The sequence below is a fragment of the Heliobacterium chlorum genome (assembly GCF_014502795.1).
GTDB lineage: Bacteria > Bacillota > Desulfitobacteriia > Heliobacteriales > Heliobacteriaceae > Heliobacterium > Heliobacterium chlorum.
In genome coordinates this window covers 1-20,934 of the sequence record NZ_JACVHF010000032.1, presented here as the reverse complement: position 1 = coordinate 20,934, position 20,934 = coordinate 1, and the positions used below count along the sequence as shown (strand labels likewise).

Sequence of the window (20,934 nt, the reverse complement as noted above, 5' to 3'; positions counted from 1 at the left end):
GAATGGAAAATAATTTGCGAAGACACTCAACAATTGAAGATTTCCTTAACCAAAGAGCAACATTCATGGAGCTTTTTTTAGTGGCCGTAATGTTGTCAGTCGGTACAGGTTTATTAACCAACTATGCATTTACAGAAAAAATCTTAGATAGTATTCAATTGGCTTTAATCGGAATTATTTTTATTTTTATTTCGTTGGGAATTCTATTTCATAAAAAATTCAGAACATTACATTATGATGTTAAAATTCCATGTTTTATTCTTTTTAATAAAAGTACAAAAACAATAGTTCCTGTCGCAAACTATATCTTCTCAAACACTTTGGCCAGTACTTTGAGTGCAACTTTTTTAGAGAATCGTGCGTTTGCTTCAGTGTGGAACAAGGAACCTTTAAACAGTTCTAAACCAACTGAGTCCCAGATTACTGGCTCTGAAAAATTTCTTATTGAAGCGATAGAGTTTTTTTTAATAGAAAAATTATCAACTCATCTTACAGGCTACTTTGATGATTCAGAAGAGATCCAATTAGCTTTATATAATTGTAATGATCTTCCGGACCTTATGAAAAATAGAATATTAAATTTATTAACTAGACCTATTGAAGAACGGGAACCATTTTTAGAAGTAAATAATGGAAAGCCAATGATACAAATAATTAGAGCGACTGATAATGAACAAGTATTGAAATCTGCATTTTGTGATGGAGCAAGATATGAATTAATTGAGTTTAAACTACCTAAAAAAAGTACTGTACGACGAAAAGATATCGGGTTACTTGAAATAGATACCCCGATGGTTAATATACAATTTAATGTAGTTTATAAAGGATTAAATACCTATATACCTTCTTTATTTTTCAAGCTATATCTAAACAACTTGGATAAAAAAGAAATTGATTCATTTAGCATATCTATACATTGCAGAATAAAGATGAAAATAAGATCGTTATTACCTGGAAAAGGAATTAAGTATCACAGCTGGATTGATTCTTTTCTAAGATCATTGGACGAGAAGATAAACAAAGATAAATTTTTTGATAGGATTGAGTGGCAAAAAATCGAAGCAATGTATATAGCGTTTGGTCAGAATAAAATAAATCCAACAAGACAAAAGCACGAAGGGGAAAAAAATAATGAATAAATCTGGGTTCTTATCGCTCACCTTAGATGGGCCGGACTTAATAGAATCAGTTGATCTACATAATGTTTTAAGCATTTTAACGGAAATCCATAAGATTTTTGACAAAACATATGCTATTCTAAGTAATACACCCCGTCTTCAACAATCGGATAGAAATATTTTTCAAATAAGAGCTTCAAACTTTCGTAAAGGTTCTTTCGTTGTAGATTTAGATGTAGTATTAAGAATATCTCAATTGGCTATTTTTGGGGCATCATTATATCCAGAAACAATAGTAAAATATACACAACAGTCATATATAATACTTAGGCTAGTATTTCAAGCACTAAGGGATGGAAAGTCAATAAGGATTATTAAGGATGAAAATACCACTGTTATAATTGATGTTGAAGGCGAGAGACAGATATTTAGCATGGAATCATTTGAAATAGCCAAAGAAGTACGAGATCATTACATTAGTTTGACGGATACTTTGGAATCAAAGAAAATAGAAAATATAAAGATGGTAACTCCATTAATGCCCGTATTAAATCTGAATTTTAAAGACAAGAATTTTTTTGATAGTACAAAGAACTTTGAAGATACGCCACTTGATGTTATTGCAGATATATGCAAATTTGATAAAGAAACTAATAAGGGTAAATTACGCGTTTATGATGAGCAAAATATTCGTAGTGGTTATTATAACTTTTCAGTTGCCGATAACCTGCAATTAAATATTATTCAGTCCATGATTAACAGTAAAACTAATGTTAAAATAGTATGTGAGATCGAAAGCAATCCGTTGGATGGACATAGAATATCTAAATTGAAAATTTTAGATATTCGGGTAATTGCTTAGAAATTTTATTTTAATCGATTCAATGAAATTCAAAGGCTATATTTTAATCTTCTTGTACCCCACTACCCACAGCCCACCTATTGAATAGGCAGGCAGTTCGGCCCATCGTGGTTGGACTGCTTTTTCTATTTTCAAAGAGCAAAGAGGTGGCCAATGACAGCAAACTTCGGTAATCTTTCGCTAGACACCATCATTCACATGGACATCAACGACGGCCTGAAACAGTTACCGGACAGCAGCATAGACCTCATCATTGCCGACCCACCATACGGCATCAATTACCGTAGCGGCAGTCGCAAACGAAAGTTCACCGCGATCCAAAACGACGACATCATCATGGCCGACTGGTTGGCCGACGCTTATAGGGTTTTGAAAAACGGTGGTGCCCTTTACTGCTGGACCCGCTGGGACGTCTATACCGAGTGGTACCACCGCATCACCCAAAACTTCACAATCAAGAACTGCATCGTCTGGCAAAAGAACGGCGGGGGAATGGGTGATCTTCGTGGAGCCTACAGTCCCGCCCACGAATTTCTCATATTTGCCGTGAAGGACCGACACATATTAAACGGAAAGCGAATTTCAGATGTATGGGCTGTGCCACGCGATCCGGCAGTAACCTACATCCATCCAACGCAAAAGCCGGTGAAGCTGGCCGAAATGATTATTGAGAAGTCATCGGAGCCGGGTGATATCGTTTTGGTCCCGTTCTGCGGCAGTGGCGGAGACTGCGTGGCGGCCAAGCGGATGGGGCGGAGGTTCATTGCGTTTGATCTTGAGGAGCAATACGTGGAGGCAGCCAGTGCTAGGCTGACAGCAGCCTAGCGGTACAAAACTAAGCTGATCCAATAGGCGTGGTAGGTACCCACTGCCATGTAAGCACCAATAACCAAAAGCGAGATCGTAAGATAGCCCCAGTGATATTGTTTTGGTCCGAGTTTCGGTACGAGAATGCCTAATATAAAGTAAAGTAAAAGTTTAAATATCAGGAGTAACCACGGTCGGCTATCCAATATCGGAGCTACAAGTGGATTCGCCTCAGAGATATATCCACGTTGAATTCCCTCAACTGTAGCCAGCCAATCCCAAGCGTTTAAGACGAGTACAATGACTGGAAAGAGCGTCCAATAACAGGTAAAGAGCTTTACTTTCATGCTGAAAGTTTTTCCGAGGAAGTCGAACGTTATTGGTGTATAATGTTTGACCAATGTAGTAAATTCCTGGGATAGAGCTAGAACGTGTGTTCCATTAATGGAAGAAACGTGCTATTCTATTTCCAGGAGGTGTTGATGATGTTCCTAAAACCAAAAGACGCTCAGGTGGCTGATGATCTACGGGAAATCACTGAGTATCAAATGGAGGAAATGAATGAAATCGTCAGTTCAGCCATGCAAGAAAAGTCGGAGATTATGATTTCGTTACGAACTGGTAAGCAGATTATTTGCGTACCGCTAAAAGGCAGGATGGGAAAGTTGTCAGTGTCCACCGAGCGAGGTGAGCGTGAAATTCTCTTCACCGATATTATCGAGGTGAAGAAAACATCGTGATTCGCCACCACCATGCCTGTTTCGCCACGTGTGCCGACTGAAATCATTGCTAATATAATTCCATTCAATTAATACCTGCGAGCCACACGTTGGCACACAGGAAGCGACGGCAATGATCGAGTAATAATCGAGGACCGACTGCATAGCTGATTGAACTGGAACATCCACCTTTCATCATTTTGATGAGTCGTTGTCGGCCACGACATTGCCAACTCAGCCGTGCGGCAGCTGGGCGAGGCGAGTGCGGGCCAAGTTCTAGCTAGATGTGTTAAATAACCAACGGTCCATGATATAGAATGAGGACTAACCGAAGTCAAAAACCTCGACGTCGCGATGTCAAAGACCTTTGACATAAACAATATAACAGTCTCTATAACGATAACAGGTATAGAACTATAACAAGAACCTACGAGTAATATAGAGACTACCTATGGGTAACTTTTACTCATACCTATGGGTAACTGTTTACCCACTAACAAGACAGTGTATCTATAACTATATATAACGGTTAACTGTATTTAACTGAGAATAACTGTATTAACGTCGATATGGACTTGTCAAAGAACAGCGCAACCTGCATTATCCGTAACCCACCATCCTACCCTGGTCCAACGCACATCAGCTAGCCACACTGCTGTGCCTGATAATGATACCAGCCCACCCTCAGACTTGGTATATGGGGTTATTGGTGGATATTCCTCTAAGTCACCTGTCACAATCGATGATGTTTTACGCTCACTTTCAGCTAGTGGAATTTGGTCAATAAGTACATGCTTGGGAATTAATGTGACTGCGATCACATCAAAACGTTTGTTCCGATGTTATGATAAATGAAAGGACAAGAATGGGGGCGGTAGAAGATGTTTCGGGAACTCGCTGAAGAAGGTAATAAAATAAAACATTCATACCGCTTCTTGGAAGAGGATGAACAAAGGCAACAAGTTCGCCTCTGGGCACAGAAGTGTGTGGACGCAATGCAAAAGGAACTGCCTAAATCAGCATTTACAAGTTATTTTCTGAAGGTGGCGGGGGAGTCGAGATATATTGACGATAGCTCACTGGATAGTCTGCTATTCGTCATGCAAGGACTTGAGGCCGCTGAAGAATTGTATTCAAATTAATAATGATGAAAATGAGGCGACACGCGGTGAACACGTCATTCACAGCGGGGTCGCTTTTTTGTTGCGCTATAACTGGTGCGAACGAGGTCTATCTGACGATTACTGTGAATTGACGGTAATTATTGCAAAGTTAGAAGTAGGTTCTAAATTTACGACCGAAAGGAGGGATGAGGTAATGTCAGATCAATCGAAGAAATATGCGATGAATGGCTCGCAGAGACTCGCTGCAGAAATACTCGCCTCAAACGATGTCCATAAAATGACGTTGGCCCAAATTGCTGACGAAGCTGGTATCAGCGAACGGACGCTATATCGTTGGAAGCAGGACCCCGACTTTATCGCGTACCAGAATGAAGTGGCAGAACTGGCCATGAAGGACTTCCTTGCTGAAGCCTACAACAGCCTAAAATCCATCGCCCGTGGAAGTCAAAGCGAAAAGAACAAGCTTAAAGCTATCGAACTGGTCATGAAGAACCAGGGCCGCTTGACCGAAGTCCAGAAGGTTGAGGCCAAGATTGAGGATAGCCGTTCCAACGAATCAATCGAGGCCGAGATTGATAATCTGAAGAAGATGCTGGCCGATATTTAAGGGTAGAAATTCATTTTATACCCTACTGCAAACTCATCCTCTTTCGTTGCATTAGTCGCTGACTAGAGATAAGCTGTGACCCACGAAGCCCAATACTTCGGCGGGATATCCAGCAGATTAGTCAGCGTCTATGCAAGGAGAGAACATCATGATCGCAGCATTCATCGAAGAACTCAGACGGCAAGGCAAAAGCACAACCACCCTGCGCTCCTATCAGGACAGTTGGGCCAGATTCTCTCGATGCTATGAAAAAGAGCACCCCGCCCCCACCCCCACCGGGGGGGCTGCCATGCCGCAGATGGCCACACAACTGGACGTAGCAAATTTCAAAAGGTTCGCTGCCAATCACTTCAAGCCCAATACCGTCGCCCTAACGCTAACCCATCTCAACGTCATTTTCCGTTGGCTCGCCGATAACGGCCACGCACCTGATAACCCCGTCGAGCAAATCGATCGCATCACGGTTCCTCAATCGTCGCCCAAGTGGCTAACCCGCAATGAACAGAACACGCTGGTACGGGCCGTGCGCCAACACGGTAATATCCGAGAATTGGCGATGGTCACACTGATGCTCCATACTGGTGTTCGGGTTCAGGAACTTTGCGATATACGCGTCAAAGACATCCCCTTTACCGAACGAAAGGGAACCTTGGTCATCCCTAATGGTAAACACGGCAAATACCGTGAAATCCCGTTGAATGTGGATTGCCGAAGAGTCCTGCAGCGTTATCTCGAATCCCGCAATACCCACAGCGATTACCTGTTTTACAGCCAGCGAAGCGAAAAGATGAGCCCGCGGGGCGTATCATTCTTAATCGCAAAGTACGCAAAGCTAACCGGTATCGAGCATCTCACCTGCCACACCCTGCGACACAGTTTCGGTCATGAGTTAACCGTCCGGAAAATCCCGATGGATGTGATCGCTCGACTAATGGGACACATGAAGAAAGACGGCTCACCAAATCTGCAAATGACCAGCCGGTACACGATGCCCGGCGAGGAAGATTTGGTCAGGGCCGTTGAAGAATTATCATGGGTGTGAGGGGATCGATTGAATCGACTCCATTTTCATTTTAATGATTGCCCACCAGAGCCTGCACGTTGCCCTGTGTCGCGAGAGAATATGGCACCTGGGATATTCATGCCAGAACAAATGTTCCTTCGAACGTGGGGCAACGTGTGGCGCGACAGGGGAAATCAATTAGAAGGCCACTGCCTTACCAATAGTAAGACACCAGTGATACCCTCACAGAGGTTATCGGAAATTTTCGGGGAACCTCATTTTGAAGGGGATTGACTATGTCAACACCCTCTTACATTGGCGACGGAGATTTTCCGCCTGAGGTTAAAGAAAAGTATAGCCATAATAAAGCAGAACCGATCAATGAGACTACCGTAGCCGTGAGAAACAACGCGATAATTACACCAGCAGCGTACGTGATCGTGGTTAAAACTCTCGAACGAGCAATCGGGGCTTCTGGCCTGTCGATCACGGTAACACGGGATATGCGATTTCTGAGGGGTAATTTATCCATTAAACCCGGAGGTATAATACGTCTTTCATACGGCTTTTTTGATTCGGACATTCGATCGCCCTCCTGACTGTTAGTCTGTGAGGGCTTTTTAATTTCATGTATTGAGTTCGATTGCCCACGTGAGGCAACACGTCGGCGCGTGTCGCGAGAGAATAGGTAGATGGGGTCATTATGCCTGTTCGGTATTCCGTTCGAACGTGTGGCAACGTGCAGGGCGACGGGGGCATGGCCGGAGTTGCCAGAGGTAATAGTTCAATACCGTAGGATTAAATAAAGAATCTACGGTCAAGGCTACCCTATTGTTCTATGGTTCGTGTTATGTGGTTCTAGTTATTATGGTTATAGTTAGTGTCAAAGACCTTTGACATCGCGACGTCGAGACCTTTGACATGGGACGTCGGGAACTGTTACATCGTGACGTCGAGGATTTTGACATGGGGAGAAGCCCGTTGGATTTGCTAGGCATTGAGTTGGTTCATGATCTCTTTCATATCGTCAAAACAAAGCTGAACCAAGTTTTGACCGGGAAACATGTTCAGACGGCAAACTCCTTGATATGTAAGAATTTCTTCAACAACTGCTAGATGGGCAATCAGCTTTTCTTTCCAGTAAACCTTGACTTGTTTTTGGTCATTTGAGACAAAGACGTAATCAAGCCCTTCTAATTGGGGAGAGAAATATATCTCCCATGGTCCGAGTTTCACATTAATTCCTCCGTTATCTCCAACATCAGTTAATAGTAAATTATCTTCGACAAATACTTTCATTTTCCTGGAATTTATTAAAAGTTATTAACAATTATGTTCGTTTTTCCTGTGGGTATCGTGAATAACTATATAAAAAAGACAGCGTACCCGTAACGGTTTGTCGAATTACCGTATCAAAAAGACGTATTCAAAATTTAACTGAGATGTCTTTTTTTATTTCGTTCAATATCTCGGAGGTGAACAAACCATAAACATTCTAAACCGTGACCAGCGGCAACAGCGAATAGAACTTTTAGAACAACGAGTCCAGTTATTTGACGAGGTTCGGGCTAAGCAAGAACTCAGTCCAGCTATGCAGACCGAGTATATTGCCGACATGAAGGAGCTTTACCGTCTTCGCCGGATTGACCGTGCTGAGTTTGATGTCCTGTTCTTCATGTACGAGTATTTTTCTGACGATAAAAACCCTGAAAATGAGCAGAACCTCATCCCGGCGGGCGTCCATATTGATGACGCCCCTCGCTTCCACCGAGAACTCTGCGATCTGCTCCGAATAGTCTCGGTCGATAACCCAACGGCTCGCATCGCTTGGGCGGCTCCACGGGGCCATGCCAAGTCGGCTTATCTATCAAACGGATTTCCCATCCATGAGATCGTTTACGACAAGCGAAAGTACATCCTCATTATCTCGGAAACAGATTCGATGGCGAAGAAATTCATTGAATGGATATCGCTCCAGCTCAAATTCAACAAGAAATTACGTGAGGATTTTGGCGAATTGCTGTCTGATCGCAAATCTACGAATGAGCGGGATAACCAAGAGGCATTCCTTACCCGAACAGGGGTACTGGTTGAAGCAGCATCCATGGGAAAACAACTGCGGGGGAAACGAAACGGCTCGTATCGGCCCGACCTTGTTATCCTCGACGATCTTGAGTCGGCCAAGAATACCAACACGCCTGAACTGCGCGAAAAGAACCTTCACTGGTTCAACTCGGTCGTTATGCCCATCGGCGATCCTTCAAAAACAGCGTTCATCTACATGGGGACCATCGTTCAAGCCCGAGGGTTGTTGCCGAACGTATTACAGCGGTCGGACTTCGAATCCCGTACATATTCAGCCATTGTATCCCCACCGGAACGTGGCGACCTGTGGGAGCAGTTCGAATCCACCTGCCGAAATCCCGAAAATGAAAATCGGCTGGATGATGCGATAGCTTTTTATCAAACAAATCAAGAGGAGATGGACCAGGGCGTTGAGGTCTTATGGCCGGGACGCTTTTCTTATTCCCGTCTGATGATTGAGAAGGTTAACATCGGCTCCCGAGCCTTTGGTTCGGAGTACCTCAACAACCCCATCGACGAAGAAACCCAGATTTTCAAGCCGTCCATGTTTACGTTTTTCGACTATCCAGAACTGCGGGATAAGATGGGCCGACCTGTGCCGTTGGACTACTTCGGTGCGTGGGACATTGCGATGGGAAAGAACAATCGATCCGATTACAACGCCATCGTCATGATTGGCCGTGATCGGCGAACAGGCATCCTCTATGTCGTAGAGACATGGGCGAGGAAGTGCCCGGCTCATGAAGCACTGATAGAGGTCATCAACAAAATCGGTAAGTATCGGCCACGGATTTTTGCCATCGAAACCGTGCAGGCCCAGTTTGACCTATTCCGGCAGGCTCGGGAACGAATGGCGCGAGAGGGAATCTACACGACTAAACTGAAAGCCGTGACCAGCAAGACCAAGAAGGAAGAACGGATTGAATCGCTGGAGCCGATTGTGGAGCAGGGAATTCTTCGGTTCATGCGACACCAACGAATCCTGCTGGAGCAGTTAGAGCAGTTCCCCAATCACGACCACGATGACCTGCCCGATGCATTGCAGATGGCTGTGGAACTCTGTGGCGGGGGACGTCGGAGAACTTTTCACCAAAAGCCCGTTGGGTTGTAAAGGACCCCAACGGCCCAGCTAGGTGGATGAAAAAGTAGGAAGGGGGGTCGTAGGTTGTCCTTATTTGCCGTCGGTAGTTATTATCCAGCACCAGCCCATCGCGATCGGATTCGGCGATATCGAGAGAATAAAAAGCTCTTTTTGGGCAGGCATTACGATGTATTCCAGCGGGTTCAGAACAAGCTCTCACGTAGGCAAAATGAACTGCTCTATATCTCGACCAACCTTCCCGGCGTGATTTGTAAGAAATCCGCCGATTTTTTGTTTGGGGAACAGCCTACATTCTCAGCAGGGAAAAACGACAACTCCAATGAGCAGCAGGCCATTGAGCGTTTCGTTGAGGGAAACGACCTCCATATCATGAATTATGAAAGCGCCTTATCGAACGCCTATCGAGGCGATTCATTCTATAAAATCCGCTACGGTCAAGAGTTTGGTGGGATGGTGGGGAAGGGGAGCGATCCTTTCCGGGTCATCATTGAAGCTCAGAATCCTGAGTATGTGTTCCCCGAAACGGCTCCCGGTGACGCCAACCGCATCATCGCTTATCATATCGCTTACCCGGTGCTTGTGAAGCGTGGTGATGCCGAGGATTGGTTGTTAACGACGGAATCCCATTATCCGGGACGCATTGTCTACGCCAAATATAAGCTGGACCCGATTGTGGTCACTGTAGACAATGAAATCAATGAGTGGCGCATCGATGCAGAGCTTCTTGGCGAACGGAAGGAAGTACAGACTGGCGTGCCGTTTCCTTTGGTGGTTCACGTCCCCAATTATGCCACGGACGATTGCTGGGAAGGCATCGATGACCTTAGCGAGAACAAACCGCTGTTCGATGAAATCAACCATCGGCTCTCACAGATCGCATCGATCCTCGATAAGCACGCTGACCCTGCCATGGCAGTACCGGCGGGTACGTTGGGCGAGGATGAACAAGGCAACCCCATCTTTCGGGTGGGCGTAGATAAAGTCTTTGAGGTGATGGGGAAGGACGAAGTGGTCCCACAATATATCACATGGGACGGCCAGTTACAGGCAGCCTTTATGGAATTGGACAAGCTCGTCAAGCTGTTGCTCATTAATGCCGAAATCCCCGAGATCGCCCTGGGCTCCGGTGATGCGGGAACCAGTGGTGCATCCGGTCTAGCTATCAAATGGCGTCTCAACTCCATTCTCGCGAAGGTGAACCGCAAACGACAGTATTACAATAAAGCCCTGAAACGGGTGTTGTTAATCGCCCAACTCCTCGAAATTGCCTGTAAAGGGCCGCAGGGTTATGAAGTGACGGTTCCAAAAGTGAAGTTCAAAGACGGTCTGCCGGACGATGAAACAGAGATGGCGAACATCATGTCCATTCGAACTGGCGGGAAGGCAACAATCTCCCAGAAGTCAGCCTTAATGTGGCTGGATGATTTGACAGAAGAACAAGCCGATGTTGAGTTACAACGGATGAAGGACGAGGAAGCCGTGGCCGATCCGTCCATCTTCCAGCAACCCGGTGATAGTGAATGAGGCCGATTCCAAAACCCGTTTATGAGCGGGATGTAAAGAGGTTAATCGGATATTACCAGAAAGCCTTCACCGAAATTGCCGGTAGGCTCAAATCCGTTTCGTCGAGTGGGTTAGAAAAAGCCTATGCTGAATCACTTCTGTCGCAGATCATGGTTATATTACGCGACCTGGACGGTTCCACGAAATCATGGTGTGAACAGATCATCAAACAGGCGTTTACGGAAGCACAAGCACAAACCATTCTCACATTGGGCGATGCATCCTCATTATCCGAGGCGGCATCGTCCATTTCTTTTTCCATGTTGGCCCGGGAGCGAACAGAGGCGTTGATTAACGACACCTACACAGATTTGCTGATGGCCACGCAGAACACAGAAAGAAAGATTAAACAGCTTGTGAGGAACGCCGTTAGCGAGACTCTACGAGTGAAAGTGTTGGAACAGATGGGGCGAAGGACATTGAAAAGTGCCATCGTCAACGAACTCACCCACAAAGGACTGTCGGCTAAGTTGGACAATGAAGCCTGGGTAGGCATCGTGGACCGAGCCGGTCGGCGGTGGAACTTATCGACCTACGCTGAGATGGTGGTCCGAACAAAACTTACACAGGCTCATATCGAGGGGACTCGGGTGGAGACGATGGAGCGGGGTGTGGATTTGGCGGTAATATCGTCGCACGGGGCCAAAGACGCCTGCCGTTCATTCGAGGGAATGGTGATTTCTCTCCATGGCTTAACACCGGGATATCTCACATATGACCAAGTCCGGAACACCGGTAAGATATTTCATCCTAATTGCCAACATCACGTGAGCCCTGTTCGAGATATTAGTCTGCTTCCCAAACAACTACGCGAAAAACATCAAGAACAGATGAGAGCTTTTCGATAAAAAATCAGCCACCCCAAACGGAGTGGCGGAGGCAGTTATCGATTCTTACCAAAAATGAAAATCACCAGACTCGCAACCAAAGCAACGATCACAAAGGGAAACGGTGACAACTGGAGCATTTCAAGTCTACGTTGGTGAAGTTCTTTTAGATCCATCATTTAACCACCTCTGAGTGTAGAGTACCCGAATTTTTCTGCGACCCAACAGCGTTATGTCGTTAAACTAGCCGCCAATCAATCCCCACGCGGACGCGACCGCGATATCAAGCGTAGGGCAAGGAGGACATGATTTTGGCAGAAGAAACACAAGTTCAAGAACCGCTACAACCAACAGCCCCTGAAGTGAAAACGGAACCTGCGCCCCAAGAGCATCTCATTCCCAAAACCCGGTTCGATGAAATCAACATCAAATATAAAGACGTTCAGGCCCAACTGGAACAACTGTTGACCGAACGGGAACAGCAAGCGAAACAGGCGAAAGAACAGCAAGGAAAGTTTGAAGAGCTATACAAGACGACGGCCGATGAATTGACCAAGTCCGAAGACGGTTTCAAAACCGTGAATGGCCGGGTTCAACAGTTGGAGTCGGTTATCAACGGTTTGTTGGAGGTCAAGTTGGAAGGTATCCCAAAGGACTTCCACGACCTTGTTCCCAGTAACCTCACGCCGGAAGCAAAGTTAGAGTGGCTAACGGCCGCTGAAAAGAAAGGCTTATTCGGCACCAAGCAGGAACAGCCTGTCGGCCAAGCGACCAATCCGACGCAAGCACAAACCACCGACCTCAACCAACTCAGTTCTATCCAACTACTCAAAATGGGCTATGCCCAACGAGCGTAATCCCACAGCGGATTGCGCTTTTTCTTTGTCCAAAAACAGCACATAGGGAGGAATTATTTCTTTGGCACTAACAATGACGGAAGCCGCGAAGCTATCGACCGATGTATTACAAAAAGGTGTTATTCAAACCTTTGCCCGTTCTTCTCCGATTCTGGAACTATTGCCGTTCATGGAGATTTCGGGGAACTCGTACAAGTACAATCAGGAGCAGACATTACCGGGCATCGCGTTCCGTTCCGTCAACGAAGGATATATAGAATCGGCGGGCGTGGTCAATCAGCTATCCGAAGGCTTGTATATCCTCGGTGGTGACGTGGATATTGACAAATTTCTTATCCAGACCAGGGGCAACGTGAACGATATCCGATCCATTCATACGGATCTAAAATCCAAAGCTCTAGCCTTGGAATTCACTCGGGCCTTTTTCAAAGGGGATGCGGCACAACCGAGCCAATTTGATGGATTGCAGAAGCGGCTGGCTAATTCCCAACTCGTTGACGCGAATGATCAAGTTTTATCTCTACCCTTGATTGACGAACTCATTGATAAAGTCGAAGGAGAGCCGGACGTTCTGTTCTGTTCCAAAACAATGCGTCGCGAGATTAAGGCGATCCTTCAAGACTCCAGGCACTATATCGAGAGTGGAGAAGACTCCTTCGGTCGCCCGGTCGCCACATATGCAGGGATTCCGATTCGAGTTATTGAGACCGATGGGGCCGGTCAAGAGATTCTTGGCTTTTCTGAGTTGAACAAAGCGGGTACTGCGAGTGATACCGCTTCCATCTATGCGGTGAAATTCGGTTCAGAGCAGTATGTTTCGGGGTTGCGTAACGGCGGGGTTTCCGTGCGTGACCTCGGTGAAATCGACAGCAAGCCCGTATTCCGGACCCGGATTGAGTTTTACTGCGGGATGGCTGTGTTCCATCCTCGGGCGGCAGCACGGTTGCGATACGTTAAAAAAGGATTTGTTCCTAAGTCCTAAAGGCTAGAACAGACGTGGTAGAGACCGGCTCTGCCACGTCTGTTTTTTATATGGGAGGGTAAAAGGTTTGAAATACCGCATCAACACACCAAACAAGATTTATAACGGAGTAACCGAAGGGGTTTTGTTTGCTAATGGAGAGGCGATCGTGGAAAATGAATGGCTGAAAAACCTGTTCACGCGAGACTACGGATATACTGCGGAAGCCATCAAAGAGGAAAGTCCCGACGAAAAGAAGGCTACTGCGGTCAAAAAATAGGTGATGCGTAATGGTTAATGTAAATCAAGCGAACACCTATTTTACCACTTCAGTTTTGCATCATGAGGAGTGGGCTTCGGTGGACAATACAACCCGTCAGCGGGCATTACATCACGCTGAAGTCCAATTGTACCGGGTCTTCCGCAACTACCGTTCCGACAGCCGACCTCTTCCAGAAGAAGCTGTTTTTGAACAGGCATTATGGTTACTTCGCATGGATGAAACTGTACGCAAGTCCCAGCAAGGCATAACCTCTGTGTCTGTGAACGGACTCGGAATCTCCATGAATCCGGTAAGCCGCATATCTCCAGAAGTCATCGCCATCCTTGGTCGCCGGGTGGGGAGGTACGCCGAATGATTCCGATGAAGCAGACCGTCGCAATCCGCAAAGCTGGGGAGCTCGATATCTGGGGAAAGCCCTCATTCGGGGAGCCGACAGTGTATCCTTGTCGGATAGACGCATCCAATAAGCGAGTACAGCAATCAAACGGGCAGGAAGCGACCTCGTGCGCCACCATACTGATTAAGGGGTTGGTGCCCGTGAGTCTCAGCGATCAGATCGAGTGGAGCGATGAAATAGATCAAACGTATTCCAAGACACCGGTAACTATCGCCATTATCCGGGACTTTTCCGGTAAACCGCTGTTTACTCAAGTGGTGGTCCGATGAAGATTCAGGTTAAGATTTACGACCAGGTTCTAAAACGCATGGAGAAAGATATCCGTAATCGGCTAAAGCAAGCGGTTCATGACTGTGCTGACGACCTCGTTCGAACGTCATCGGAAACGGCCCCACATGATAAAGGCGTCTTGGATACGTCCTACGCCAAGGAAGTAACTGTTGTCTCCGGGACGGTTACGGCAACTGTTGACTATAGCATCAAAGAAGGTAACTTCAATTACGCCTCGGCGATGCATGAGATGAATTATCGGCTCGGCCCGAAGTCCCTTGCCAAACCCGGCGGTTATGGCATGAGTGGAAAGCATTATCCCGTAGGAAACAAATTTTTGACTCGCCCACTGGAAGGCGAAACCCAGACATACAAACAGCACGTTGAACGGGAACTCCAAAAAGTATTAAAGGGGGCGTGATGCGGTGCGAATGAGAGAACTCATCGCTGTTCTTCAGCAATCCGTCCCCTTCACGTATTTTGCTAACACCTTCCCGGTTAAAGCTAATGATTGTGCCGCCGTTCGATTAACCGGCGGGAGAGAATCAAGCATAAAAGCGAATGTACGCCGACCAACGATTCAGATATTGATTCGTGTCGAAGACCCAGCATTGGCTGATGCGAAAGCAAACGAGCTATTTCGGACGTTTAACGGCAAACGAGACTTCGACGTGGGAAACACCCACGTTATTTTTTGTGCCGCTCAGCAATCCAGTCCGCTGTTTCTGGGCCTCGATGAAAGCAACCGATCCATCTATTCGATAAACTTCTCACTGATAACAGAGGAGGCCTGATACCTTGGCGAAAATTGCAGGCGTAGACGTATTGCTCTATGTCCAAACGGGCGGGACCGATGCTACCCCGACCTATACCGTTGTCGGTGGTCAAAGCGGAGCCACCTTAAATCGATCAGCCAATCTGATCGAAACTACCTCAAAGGATGCCTACGGATGGGCTGAAAACGTGGCTGGCGTATTATCTTGGTCCATTGAATGTGACGGATTCATGCTGGGTAGCGATACCGCTTTAGATCACTTGGATGAAGTATTCAACAGCCGGTCGACACTCAAAGCGGAAATCCGACTTCCCTCGGGCAAGAAATATACTGGAACCTGCATCATCACCGACTTTCCCTATGAGTTTCCCCAGGATGATGCGGCGACTTATAAACTTACTTTGACTGGCACAGGCGCACTGACTGTCACTACAGGAAGCTAACGGAGGTAACGCATGGCGAATAAGCATCGTGGATTTGTCGATATCGAACTAGACCGTCCTCGGAAGCTACGGTATACCTTGAATGCTCTCGCAGAGATCGAAGATAAACTGGGTGTATCCGTCACGGAACTCAGCGAAACCAATCTCGGTATCAAGTCGATACGCACTTTCTTATGGGCCGGACTCATCCATGAGGATGTTAACCTCATCGAAAAAGAGGTTGGTGATTGGGTAGACTTCGATAACCTCGAATATGTACAACGCAAAATCGCAGAAGCCTTTGAAACGGCTACTCGAAAAAACGATTAACGCGAGCCGACTGGGACCAGATAAAAAAGGTAGCCTTCGGCTCGCTTCGTTTATTGCCGGAACAGTTCTGGGCGTTGACGTTGGGGGAATTTCTCGATCTCATTGAATATCGCATGCAACATGAACAGCAACGCCAAGAAGCGGAATATTACCGCTCAGCTTGGTTGGCCTGCCACATCATGAACGCGTCGGGCAACATCAAACGGCCCGTCACGCCGGATAAGTTACTTGGTAAATCACCAGGTGCCAAGCGCATTGATCGTGAGGACCAATTAAAAGCATTAGATGACCTGAAACGGAAATTCCAATCGTAGGACAGGAGGGAGGAAAGCGATTGTCCGCACTCTCCAGCGTCCTTGTTAAATTCTCCGTAGACATCTCCGACTTTAACGCTAAAATGCAGTCGGCTATGGGTCAGGTTCGAAAAACGGGAAGCCAATTGCAACGCGAAGGCTCCACCATGGGTGGGGCTTTTACGACGTTGAAGGATATGGCCTTACCGGCTATCGGAGCAATTACCACGGCTCTCGGCGGGTTGGGTCTGGGAAAAGGACTTTCCTTTAACGCCGATATGGAGCAAGCGGCCATCTCCTTCGAGACGTTACTCGGCTCGGCAGAGAAAGCTCAAGCCATGCTCAAAGACCTTCAGCAATTCGGAGCTAACACGCCTTTCGAATTTCCCGGCCTGCAGAAGTCAGCCAAACTCATGCTGGGGATGGGCTTCAAAGCTGAAAGCGTAATGCCTAACCTCCGGGCGATTGGGGATGCTGTGTCGGCGATCGGCGGGGGAGAGGAAGTCCTTAATGGTGTGACGATGGCGCTCGGGCAGATGACCACCAAAGGGAAAGTATCGGCAGAAGAGATGAACCAGTTAGCAGAGCGGGGCATCCCGGCATGGGATCTCATGGCGGAAAAGCTGGGCGTTAGCAAACAGCAACTCATGGAGCTATCGTCGCAAGGGAAGGTCATGGCCGACCAGGCTGTGCCGGCTCTGATTGAAGCGATGGGCACGAAATTCTCTGGAGCCATGCAGAAGCAAAGTCAAACCTTTACCGGGATGTTGAGTACACTGAGAGACAACACAAATATGCTTCTCGGTCAAGTATTGCAACCGGTATCGGAGCGGCTGAAAGCTCTTATGCCAATAGCCATCGATTTTGTTGATAAACTATCAACCGGATTCAAAACGGATGGTTTGAAAGGCGCAATCGAGGCCGCTTTCCCATCGACGGTAGCAGTAATTTTGAACGGTATCATTACAGGCGTATCGACGCTGTTCACTCTTCTTCAAGATAACTGGAGCACCATCGGTCCTATCTTGGCTGGTATTGCAACTGGATTTGCGGCCTTTTCCGCGATCCAAGGCATCATGACCGGGGTAACGGCGGTCATGGCGACGTTCGGAACTATTACTGCAGCACTGGCGACGCCAGTGGGGATCGCGGCAGCGGCCATCGGAGCATTAGTGGTAGCCGGGATTTACTTGTATAGCAACTGGGAGGAAATCTCGCATAGGGTTGTTGATTGCTGGGCGGGGATTAAAGCAACAGCTTCTTCAATTTGGGAATCCATTGTAAGCGTGATTGAAGGGGTTTGCACCGATATCGGCAACGCCGTCGTCGTTCTGCTCGGTGGTAACTTAGGCGATGTGTGGAGCCAAGCTATGCAGTGGCTGAATACCTGCACCAATGACGTTATGAGCGGCATAAAAGAATGTTTCGACCAAACGATGGATTCGATTTCTAACAAGGCAGACACGTCATGGACTGCTGTTGGGCGAGTATGGGATGAGGCGTTCGCCCGAATTGAAACTGCTACCGGGGATTCGCTGACGTGGATGAAAGACACCATCACCGCAGACACAGAAATCTTACGAAATATCTGGGATGCTGTAGCGAAAAATCTAGGTGTAATCACGCAAGAGATGTGGAAGCTGATTCTTCAGTATTTCAAAGAAGCCCCAATATTGTTAGTGGCAGCTATGAAAGTGATTTACGATGTGCTCCATCAAAAGTGGGTTGAAATGAAAAACGACGCCTATTCCATGGGCATGAACTTGGTCCGAGGCTTCGTCGAAGGGATGCGGTCGCTAGGTAGTTGGCTTTACAGCAGCGTATCGAGCCTATTCACCGGGGCGGTCAATGCGGCCAAGCGTGCCCTCGATATTCACTCGCCCTCTCGGGTAATGATGAAGATTGGTGAGTACACTGCACAAGGCTTTACCATTGGAATGGACAACCAACAAGTTGAAGTTCATAAATCGGCGACAACCTTGGCTGACACGGCAATCAGCGGTGCCGCTCGCTTTCGACCGGATGTGTCTACACCGGAACTGGCCGGGACGGGTACCGGTCACACCTTCAACATCAGTATTCAGGGAAGCAATGCCCAAGAAATCTGGGAGCAGCTTGAACGGCAGTTGGCTCGGCGAGGGGTGAGGTTTTAATGGCAGACTCCCTTCGTATCGCTGGTTTCGAACAGATTTCCAACACTCTTTTGCAGGACCTATCGATTGAACAGGTGTTGACCTCTTTGGTTGACTCCTGCTCTTTTACGATCAAAAACTTTCGACCCAACGAAGGGGACGAAGTCATTGTTGAGATCGGTGATGTTCGGGTATTCGGCGGCATTATTGACACGGTGAGGTTGAATCGCACCGTTGGGCCGTTAAACCTCTGGAATGTCGAGTGTCAGGACTTTACGTACCAGTTAAACCGCCGGTTGGTGGTTGAAACCTACGAGGGGAAGCCAGCCGACTGGATCGTGAAAGATATCATCCTTAAATACGGTCAGGGAATATTCTCATCGAACCATGTCTGTGCGGGTGCTCCGACCGTACAGTCGATCGTGTTTGATTACATGCCCCCATCAGAATGCCTAAAGAAACTTGCTGATTATTGCGGGTGGGAATGGTACGTCGACTATTACCGGGATCTCTGGTTTTTCGACCCTTCGAATAACGACCAAGTGGCTCCGGTATTCATCGATATAAATTCGCCCATTCGAAACCTTAAGCACAACATCGATACGCAAGGGTTGAGAAACCGGGTATATGTGCGGGGCGGGACGACACTTTCTGACCCGTTTGTGTATGAAATCACGGCAGACGGTAAAGCGACGGTGTGGACATTACCCCATAGACCCCATAACATCACGATGGCTATCTCGGGAATCCCGAAACGAATCGGCATAGAAAACGTGGATGAAGAAGCCCATGTAGATTTCCTCGTCAACTTCCAAGAGAAATACATCAAAGCAGCACACCAAACGGCGACACCCGTTAACGGAGCAACCCTGTCCTTTTCCTATTGTTACGATATTGATGTCATTACAATGGTGGACGACTTCGACTCTCAAATGGCGATTGCTCAAGCTCAAGGGGGTGACGGGGTATATGAACATGTTATCCATGAAAAATCGTTAACCACCATTGAAGCCGCCGAGGCCGCTGGATTAGCCGACTTGAGGCAGTTTGCGAATCCACGGGTGCGTGGAAGTTTTGAGACGGAGATCCCCGACTGGGTTCCCGGTCAACTCGTGACCATTCAATTGCCCGATAAGGGAATCTCAAATACCTTCTTGGTGCAGAGAGTCAAGATTTCCCCCTTAACCCCGGACACATGGACGTACTCGGTGGAGTATGGGGGACGGCTTATCGGTATTCCTGATTTCCTCCAAGCATTAGTCAGCGCCCAAAAAACCGAGGGTACTGAGACCGCTCTGCTTAATAAGTTCGTGTATGGAACCGAGGGGTTGCACGTTGGGGATCAAATGACGCGAATGACATGCCAAATGCCGTACGAGGTCGAGGAAAGTCGGGAGGGCGTATTCACACCCATTCTTGTCGGGGACGGTGAAGATCGTCCGGCGATTCCCACTTGCGGTTCTTGCCTCATCGTTTTTGCCCGTAATGCATGGCAACCGCCCTCGGCAAAAATCAAAACAAGTAGCGATGGAATGAATTACACGCCATGGCAGACGATAGACATGGACAGTGTGATGACAGTTCCCTATCCAGGCTTTATCAAACTCGCCAATGTCGGGGCGGATATCCAATATTACAACTTCAAAAAGCCCTTTGAAGAAACAAGTAACGTTTGCGGTGAGGTGGTCGTTTCGTAATGAAATCATCCCTAGAAATCAAAGGTGAGTGGTTTTTTGAACTAGAAGGAGGCCGAGTCATCGGACCTCTTTTTAATTTTATTTCTTCGGCAGGTCTGGAACTTTTGTCGCAAAGCATCGCTGATTTACCCAGTCCCTATTTGGTCGTGGGTGATGACACGAATCCCGGTGAAACCATCGTCGAAGTGTTCCGAAAATCGGTGTCTAGCATTATCGTATCGAGAAATCAGGTGCGGTTTCGTACCCAGTTTCTTTCAGGCGAAGCGAACGGGGATCACCAAAAAGCTGCGATCTTCATTGGAGGGACAGATGTGGTAGGAACCGGAACCATGCTCAACCTGCTGACCCAACCCTGGTCGAAGTCATCCAATATGGTCCTGACTGTCGAGACCCGGATCACGATTTCAGCATCGTAAAGGAGTGCCACCGATCCCATGATCTACGCATTCAAAGCGGGAACCAGTGTAATCGATGAAGCCACCATGAATTCCATTCTTTCGTTGCAACCATTCTCGCTGATTTATGACGGAGCACAAGTAGATGCCAAAACGGGCGCTGGCGTGGCCCAATTCGATTGTGCGAGCTACGACCATCTGATTTCCTTTACTGCGAGTGGTGTCACTGAGATATCCCGGATTGAACTGGAACTGGTGAAAGACGGTATCGGGGCCGACGTGATCGTGGAAATTCGTTCTGGACT

The 20,934-nt window shown here is 47.2% G+C and carries 27 protein-coding genes; 24 read left to right on the top strand and 3 right to left on the bottom strand.

The window, feature by feature from the left end:
• Positions 1-2 precede the first annotated feature (2 nt).
• From H1S01_RS17815 to H1S01_RS17805, 3 genes are all read left to right on the top strand, one after another.
• Complete coding sequence (locus H1S01_RS17815; protein WP_188041746.1) at positions 3-1,139, top strand: hypothetical protein; 1,137 nt, start codon at positions 3-5, stop codon at positions 1,137-1,139.
• Positions 1,132-1,980 (top strand): hypothetical protein, encoded by an 849-nt coding sequence (locus tag H1S01_RS17810; RefSeq protein ID WP_188041745.1) that lies wholly within the window; start codon positions 1,132-1,134, stop codon positions 1,978-1,980. Before H1S01_RS17815 ends, H1S01_RS17810 begins: the two co-directional genes overlap by 8 nt.
• A gap of 153 nt (positions 1,981-2,133) precedes the next feature.
• A complete protein-coding gene (locus H1S01_RS17805; RefSeq protein ID WP_188041744.1) occupies positions 2,134-2,805 on the top strand; it encodes a DNA-methyltransferase in 672 nt (223 codons plus the stop codon).
• Here the strand turns inward: H1S01_RS17805 and H1S01_RS22620 are convergent.
• Entirely contained in the window at positions 2,802-3,134 is a 333-nt protein-coding gene (locus H1S01_RS22620) for a DUF5658 family protein (RefSeq protein WP_423751944.1), read from the bottom strand. The two genes, H1S01_RS17805 and H1S01_RS22620, sit on opposite strands and share 4 nt — an antisense overlap.
• Before the next feature lie 138 nt (positions 3,135-3,272).
• Between H1S01_RS22620 and H1S01_RS17800 the strand changes: the two genes are divergently transcribed.
• The 4 genes from H1S01_RS17800 (at position 3,273) to H1S01_RS17785 (ending at position 6,279) form a co-directional block, all read left to right on the top strand.
• Positions 3,273-3,527: a YolD-like family protein gene (locus tag H1S01_RS17800; RefSeq protein ID WP_188041743.1), complete on the top strand. Its 255-nt coding sequence runs from the start codon at positions 3,273-3,275 to the stop codon at positions 3,525-3,527.
• A gap of 860 nt (positions 3,528-4,387) precedes the next feature.
• On the top strand, positions 4,388-4,648 hold the full coding sequence (locus tag H1S01_RS17795) for a hypothetical protein (RefSeq protein ID WP_188041742.1): 261 nt from the start codon (positions 4,388-4,390) through the stop codon (positions 4,646-4,648).
• Between the two features lie 175 nt (positions 4,649-4,823).
• The gene (locus H1S01_RS17790; RefSeq protein WP_188041741.1) at positions 4,824-5,237 is read left to right on the top strand and encodes a phBC6A51 family helix-turn-helix protein; all 414 of its coding nucleotides are present in this window, start codon (positions 4,824-4,826) and stop codon (positions 5,235-5,237) included.
• A gap of 148 nt (positions 5,238-5,385) precedes the next feature.
• Complete coding sequence (locus tag H1S01_RS17785) at positions 5,386-6,279, top strand: tyrosine-type recombinase/integrase (RefSeq protein ID WP_188041740.1); 894 nt, start codon at positions 5,386-5,388, stop codon at positions 6,277-6,279.
• A 271-nt stretch (positions 6,280-6,550) separates the two neighbouring features.
• Here H1S01_RS17785 and H1S01_RS17780 read toward each other — a convergent pair whose 3' ends face one another.
• A complete protein-coding gene (locus tag H1S01_RS17780; protein ID WP_188041739.1) occupies positions 6,551-6,823 on the bottom strand; it encodes a hypothetical protein in 273 nt (90 codons plus the stop codon).
• Between the two features lie 407 nt (positions 6,824-7,230).
• A complete protein-coding gene (locus H1S01_RS17775) occupies positions 7,231-7,539 on the bottom strand; it encodes a hypothetical protein (protein WP_188041738.1) in 309 nt (102 codons plus the stop codon).
• A 292-nt stretch (positions 7,540-7,831) separates the two neighbouring features.
• Here H1S01_RS17775 and terL point away from each other — a divergent pair, with 292 nt between their 5' ends.
• The 17 genes from terL to H1S01_RS17690 form a co-directional block, all read left to right on the top strand.
• Positions 7,832-9,436, top strand: coding sequence for a phage terminase large subunit (gene terL, locus H1S01_RS17770; protein ID WP_188041737.1), 1,605 nt, complete (start codon positions 7,832-7,834; stop codon positions 9,434-9,436).
• 54 nt (positions 9,437-9,490) lie between these two features.
• Positions 9,491-10,951 carry a phage portal protein gene (locus H1S01_RS17765; protein ID WP_188041736.1) on the top strand — a complete coding sequence of 487 codons (1,461 nt, stop codon included), beginning with the start codon at positions 9,491-9,493 and terminating at the stop codon, positions 10,949-10,951.
• A complete protein-coding gene (locus tag H1S01_RS17760; protein ID WP_188041735.1) occupies positions 10,948-11,838 on the top strand; it encodes a phage minor capsid protein in 891 nt (296 codons plus the stop codon). The genes H1S01_RS17765 and H1S01_RS17760 overlap by 4 nt, the downstream gene beginning before the upstream one ends.
• A 290-nt stretch (positions 11,839-12,128) precedes the next feature.
• Entirely contained in the window at positions 12,129-12,674 is a 546-nt protein-coding gene (locus tag H1S01_RS17755; RefSeq protein WP_188041734.1) for a hypothetical protein, read from the top strand.
• 61 nt (positions 12,675-12,735) lie between these two features.
• Positions 12,736-13,656 (top strand): major capsid protein, encoded by a 921-nt coding sequence (locus H1S01_RS17750; RefSeq protein ID WP_188041733.1) that lies wholly within the window; start codon positions 12,736-12,738, stop codon positions 13,654-13,656.
• Positions 13,657-13,723: 67 nt separating this feature from the next.
• On the top strand, positions 13,724-13,915 hold the full coding sequence (locus tag H1S01_RS17745; protein WP_188041732.1) for a hypothetical protein: 192 nt from the start codon (positions 13,724-13,726) through the stop codon (positions 13,913-13,915).
• A gap of 79 nt (positions 13,916-13,994) precedes the next feature.
• Positions 13,995-14,273, top strand: coding sequence for a hypothetical protein (locus tag H1S01_RS17740; RefSeq protein WP_188041731.1), 279 nt, complete (start codon positions 13,995-13,997; stop codon positions 14,271-14,273).
• The gene (locus H1S01_RS17735; RefSeq protein ID WP_188041730.1) at positions 14,270-14,584 is read left to right on the top strand and encodes a hypothetical protein; all 315 of its coding nucleotides are present in this window, start codon (positions 14,270-14,272) and stop codon (positions 14,582-14,584) included. The genes H1S01_RS17740 and H1S01_RS17735 overlap by 4 nt, the downstream gene beginning before the upstream one ends.
• On the top strand, positions 14,581-15,006 hold the full coding sequence (locus H1S01_RS17730) for a hypothetical protein (RefSeq protein WP_188041729.1): 426 nt from the start codon (positions 14,581-14,583) through the stop codon (positions 15,004-15,006). The genes H1S01_RS17735 and H1S01_RS17730 overlap by 4 nt, the downstream gene beginning before the upstream one ends.
• A gap of 10 nt (positions 15,007-15,016) precedes the next feature.
• A complete protein-coding gene (locus tag H1S01_RS17725) occupies positions 15,017-15,379 on the top strand; it encodes a minor capsid protein (protein WP_243237424.1) in 363 nt (120 codons plus the stop codon).
• Between the two features lie 4 nt (positions 15,380-15,383).
• Complete coding sequence (locus tag H1S01_RS17720) at positions 15,384-15,803, top strand: phage tail tube protein (protein WP_188041727.1); 420 nt, start codon at positions 15,384-15,386, stop codon at positions 15,801-15,803.
• Between the two features lie 12 nt (positions 15,804-15,815).
• Positions 15,816-16,112, top strand: coding sequence for a hypothetical protein (locus H1S01_RS17715; RefSeq protein ID WP_188041726.1), 297 nt, complete (start codon positions 15,816-15,818; stop codon positions 16,110-16,112).
• 20 nt (positions 16,113-16,132) lie between these two features.
• Positions 16,133-16,426: a phage tail assembly chaperone gene (locus tag H1S01_RS17710; RefSeq protein ID WP_188041752.1), complete on the top strand. Its 294-nt coding sequence runs from the start codon at positions 16,133-16,135 to the stop codon at positions 16,424-16,426.
• Positions 16,427-16,446: 20 nt separating this feature from the next.
• Entirely contained in the window at positions 16,447-18,558 is a 2,112-nt protein-coding gene (locus tag H1S01_RS17705; protein ID WP_188041725.1) for a tape measure protein, read from the top strand.
• Positions 18,558-20,234: a hypothetical protein gene (locus H1S01_RS17700; protein WP_188041724.1), complete on the top strand. Its 1,677-nt coding sequence runs from the start codon at positions 18,558-18,560 to the stop codon at positions 20,232-20,234. Before H1S01_RS17705 ends, H1S01_RS17700 begins: the two co-directional genes overlap by 1 nt.
• Entirely contained in the window at positions 20,234-20,650 is a 417-nt protein-coding gene (locus H1S01_RS17695) for a hypothetical protein (protein WP_188041723.1), read from the top strand. The genes H1S01_RS17700 and H1S01_RS17695 overlap by 1 nt, the downstream gene beginning before the upstream one ends.
• An 18-nt stretch (positions 20,651-20,668) precedes the next feature.
• Positions 20,669-20,934, top strand: a 266-nt coding sequence (locus H1S01_RS17690; RefSeq protein ID WP_188041722.1) for a hypothetical protein, incomplete at its 3' end; no start/stop codon positions are given.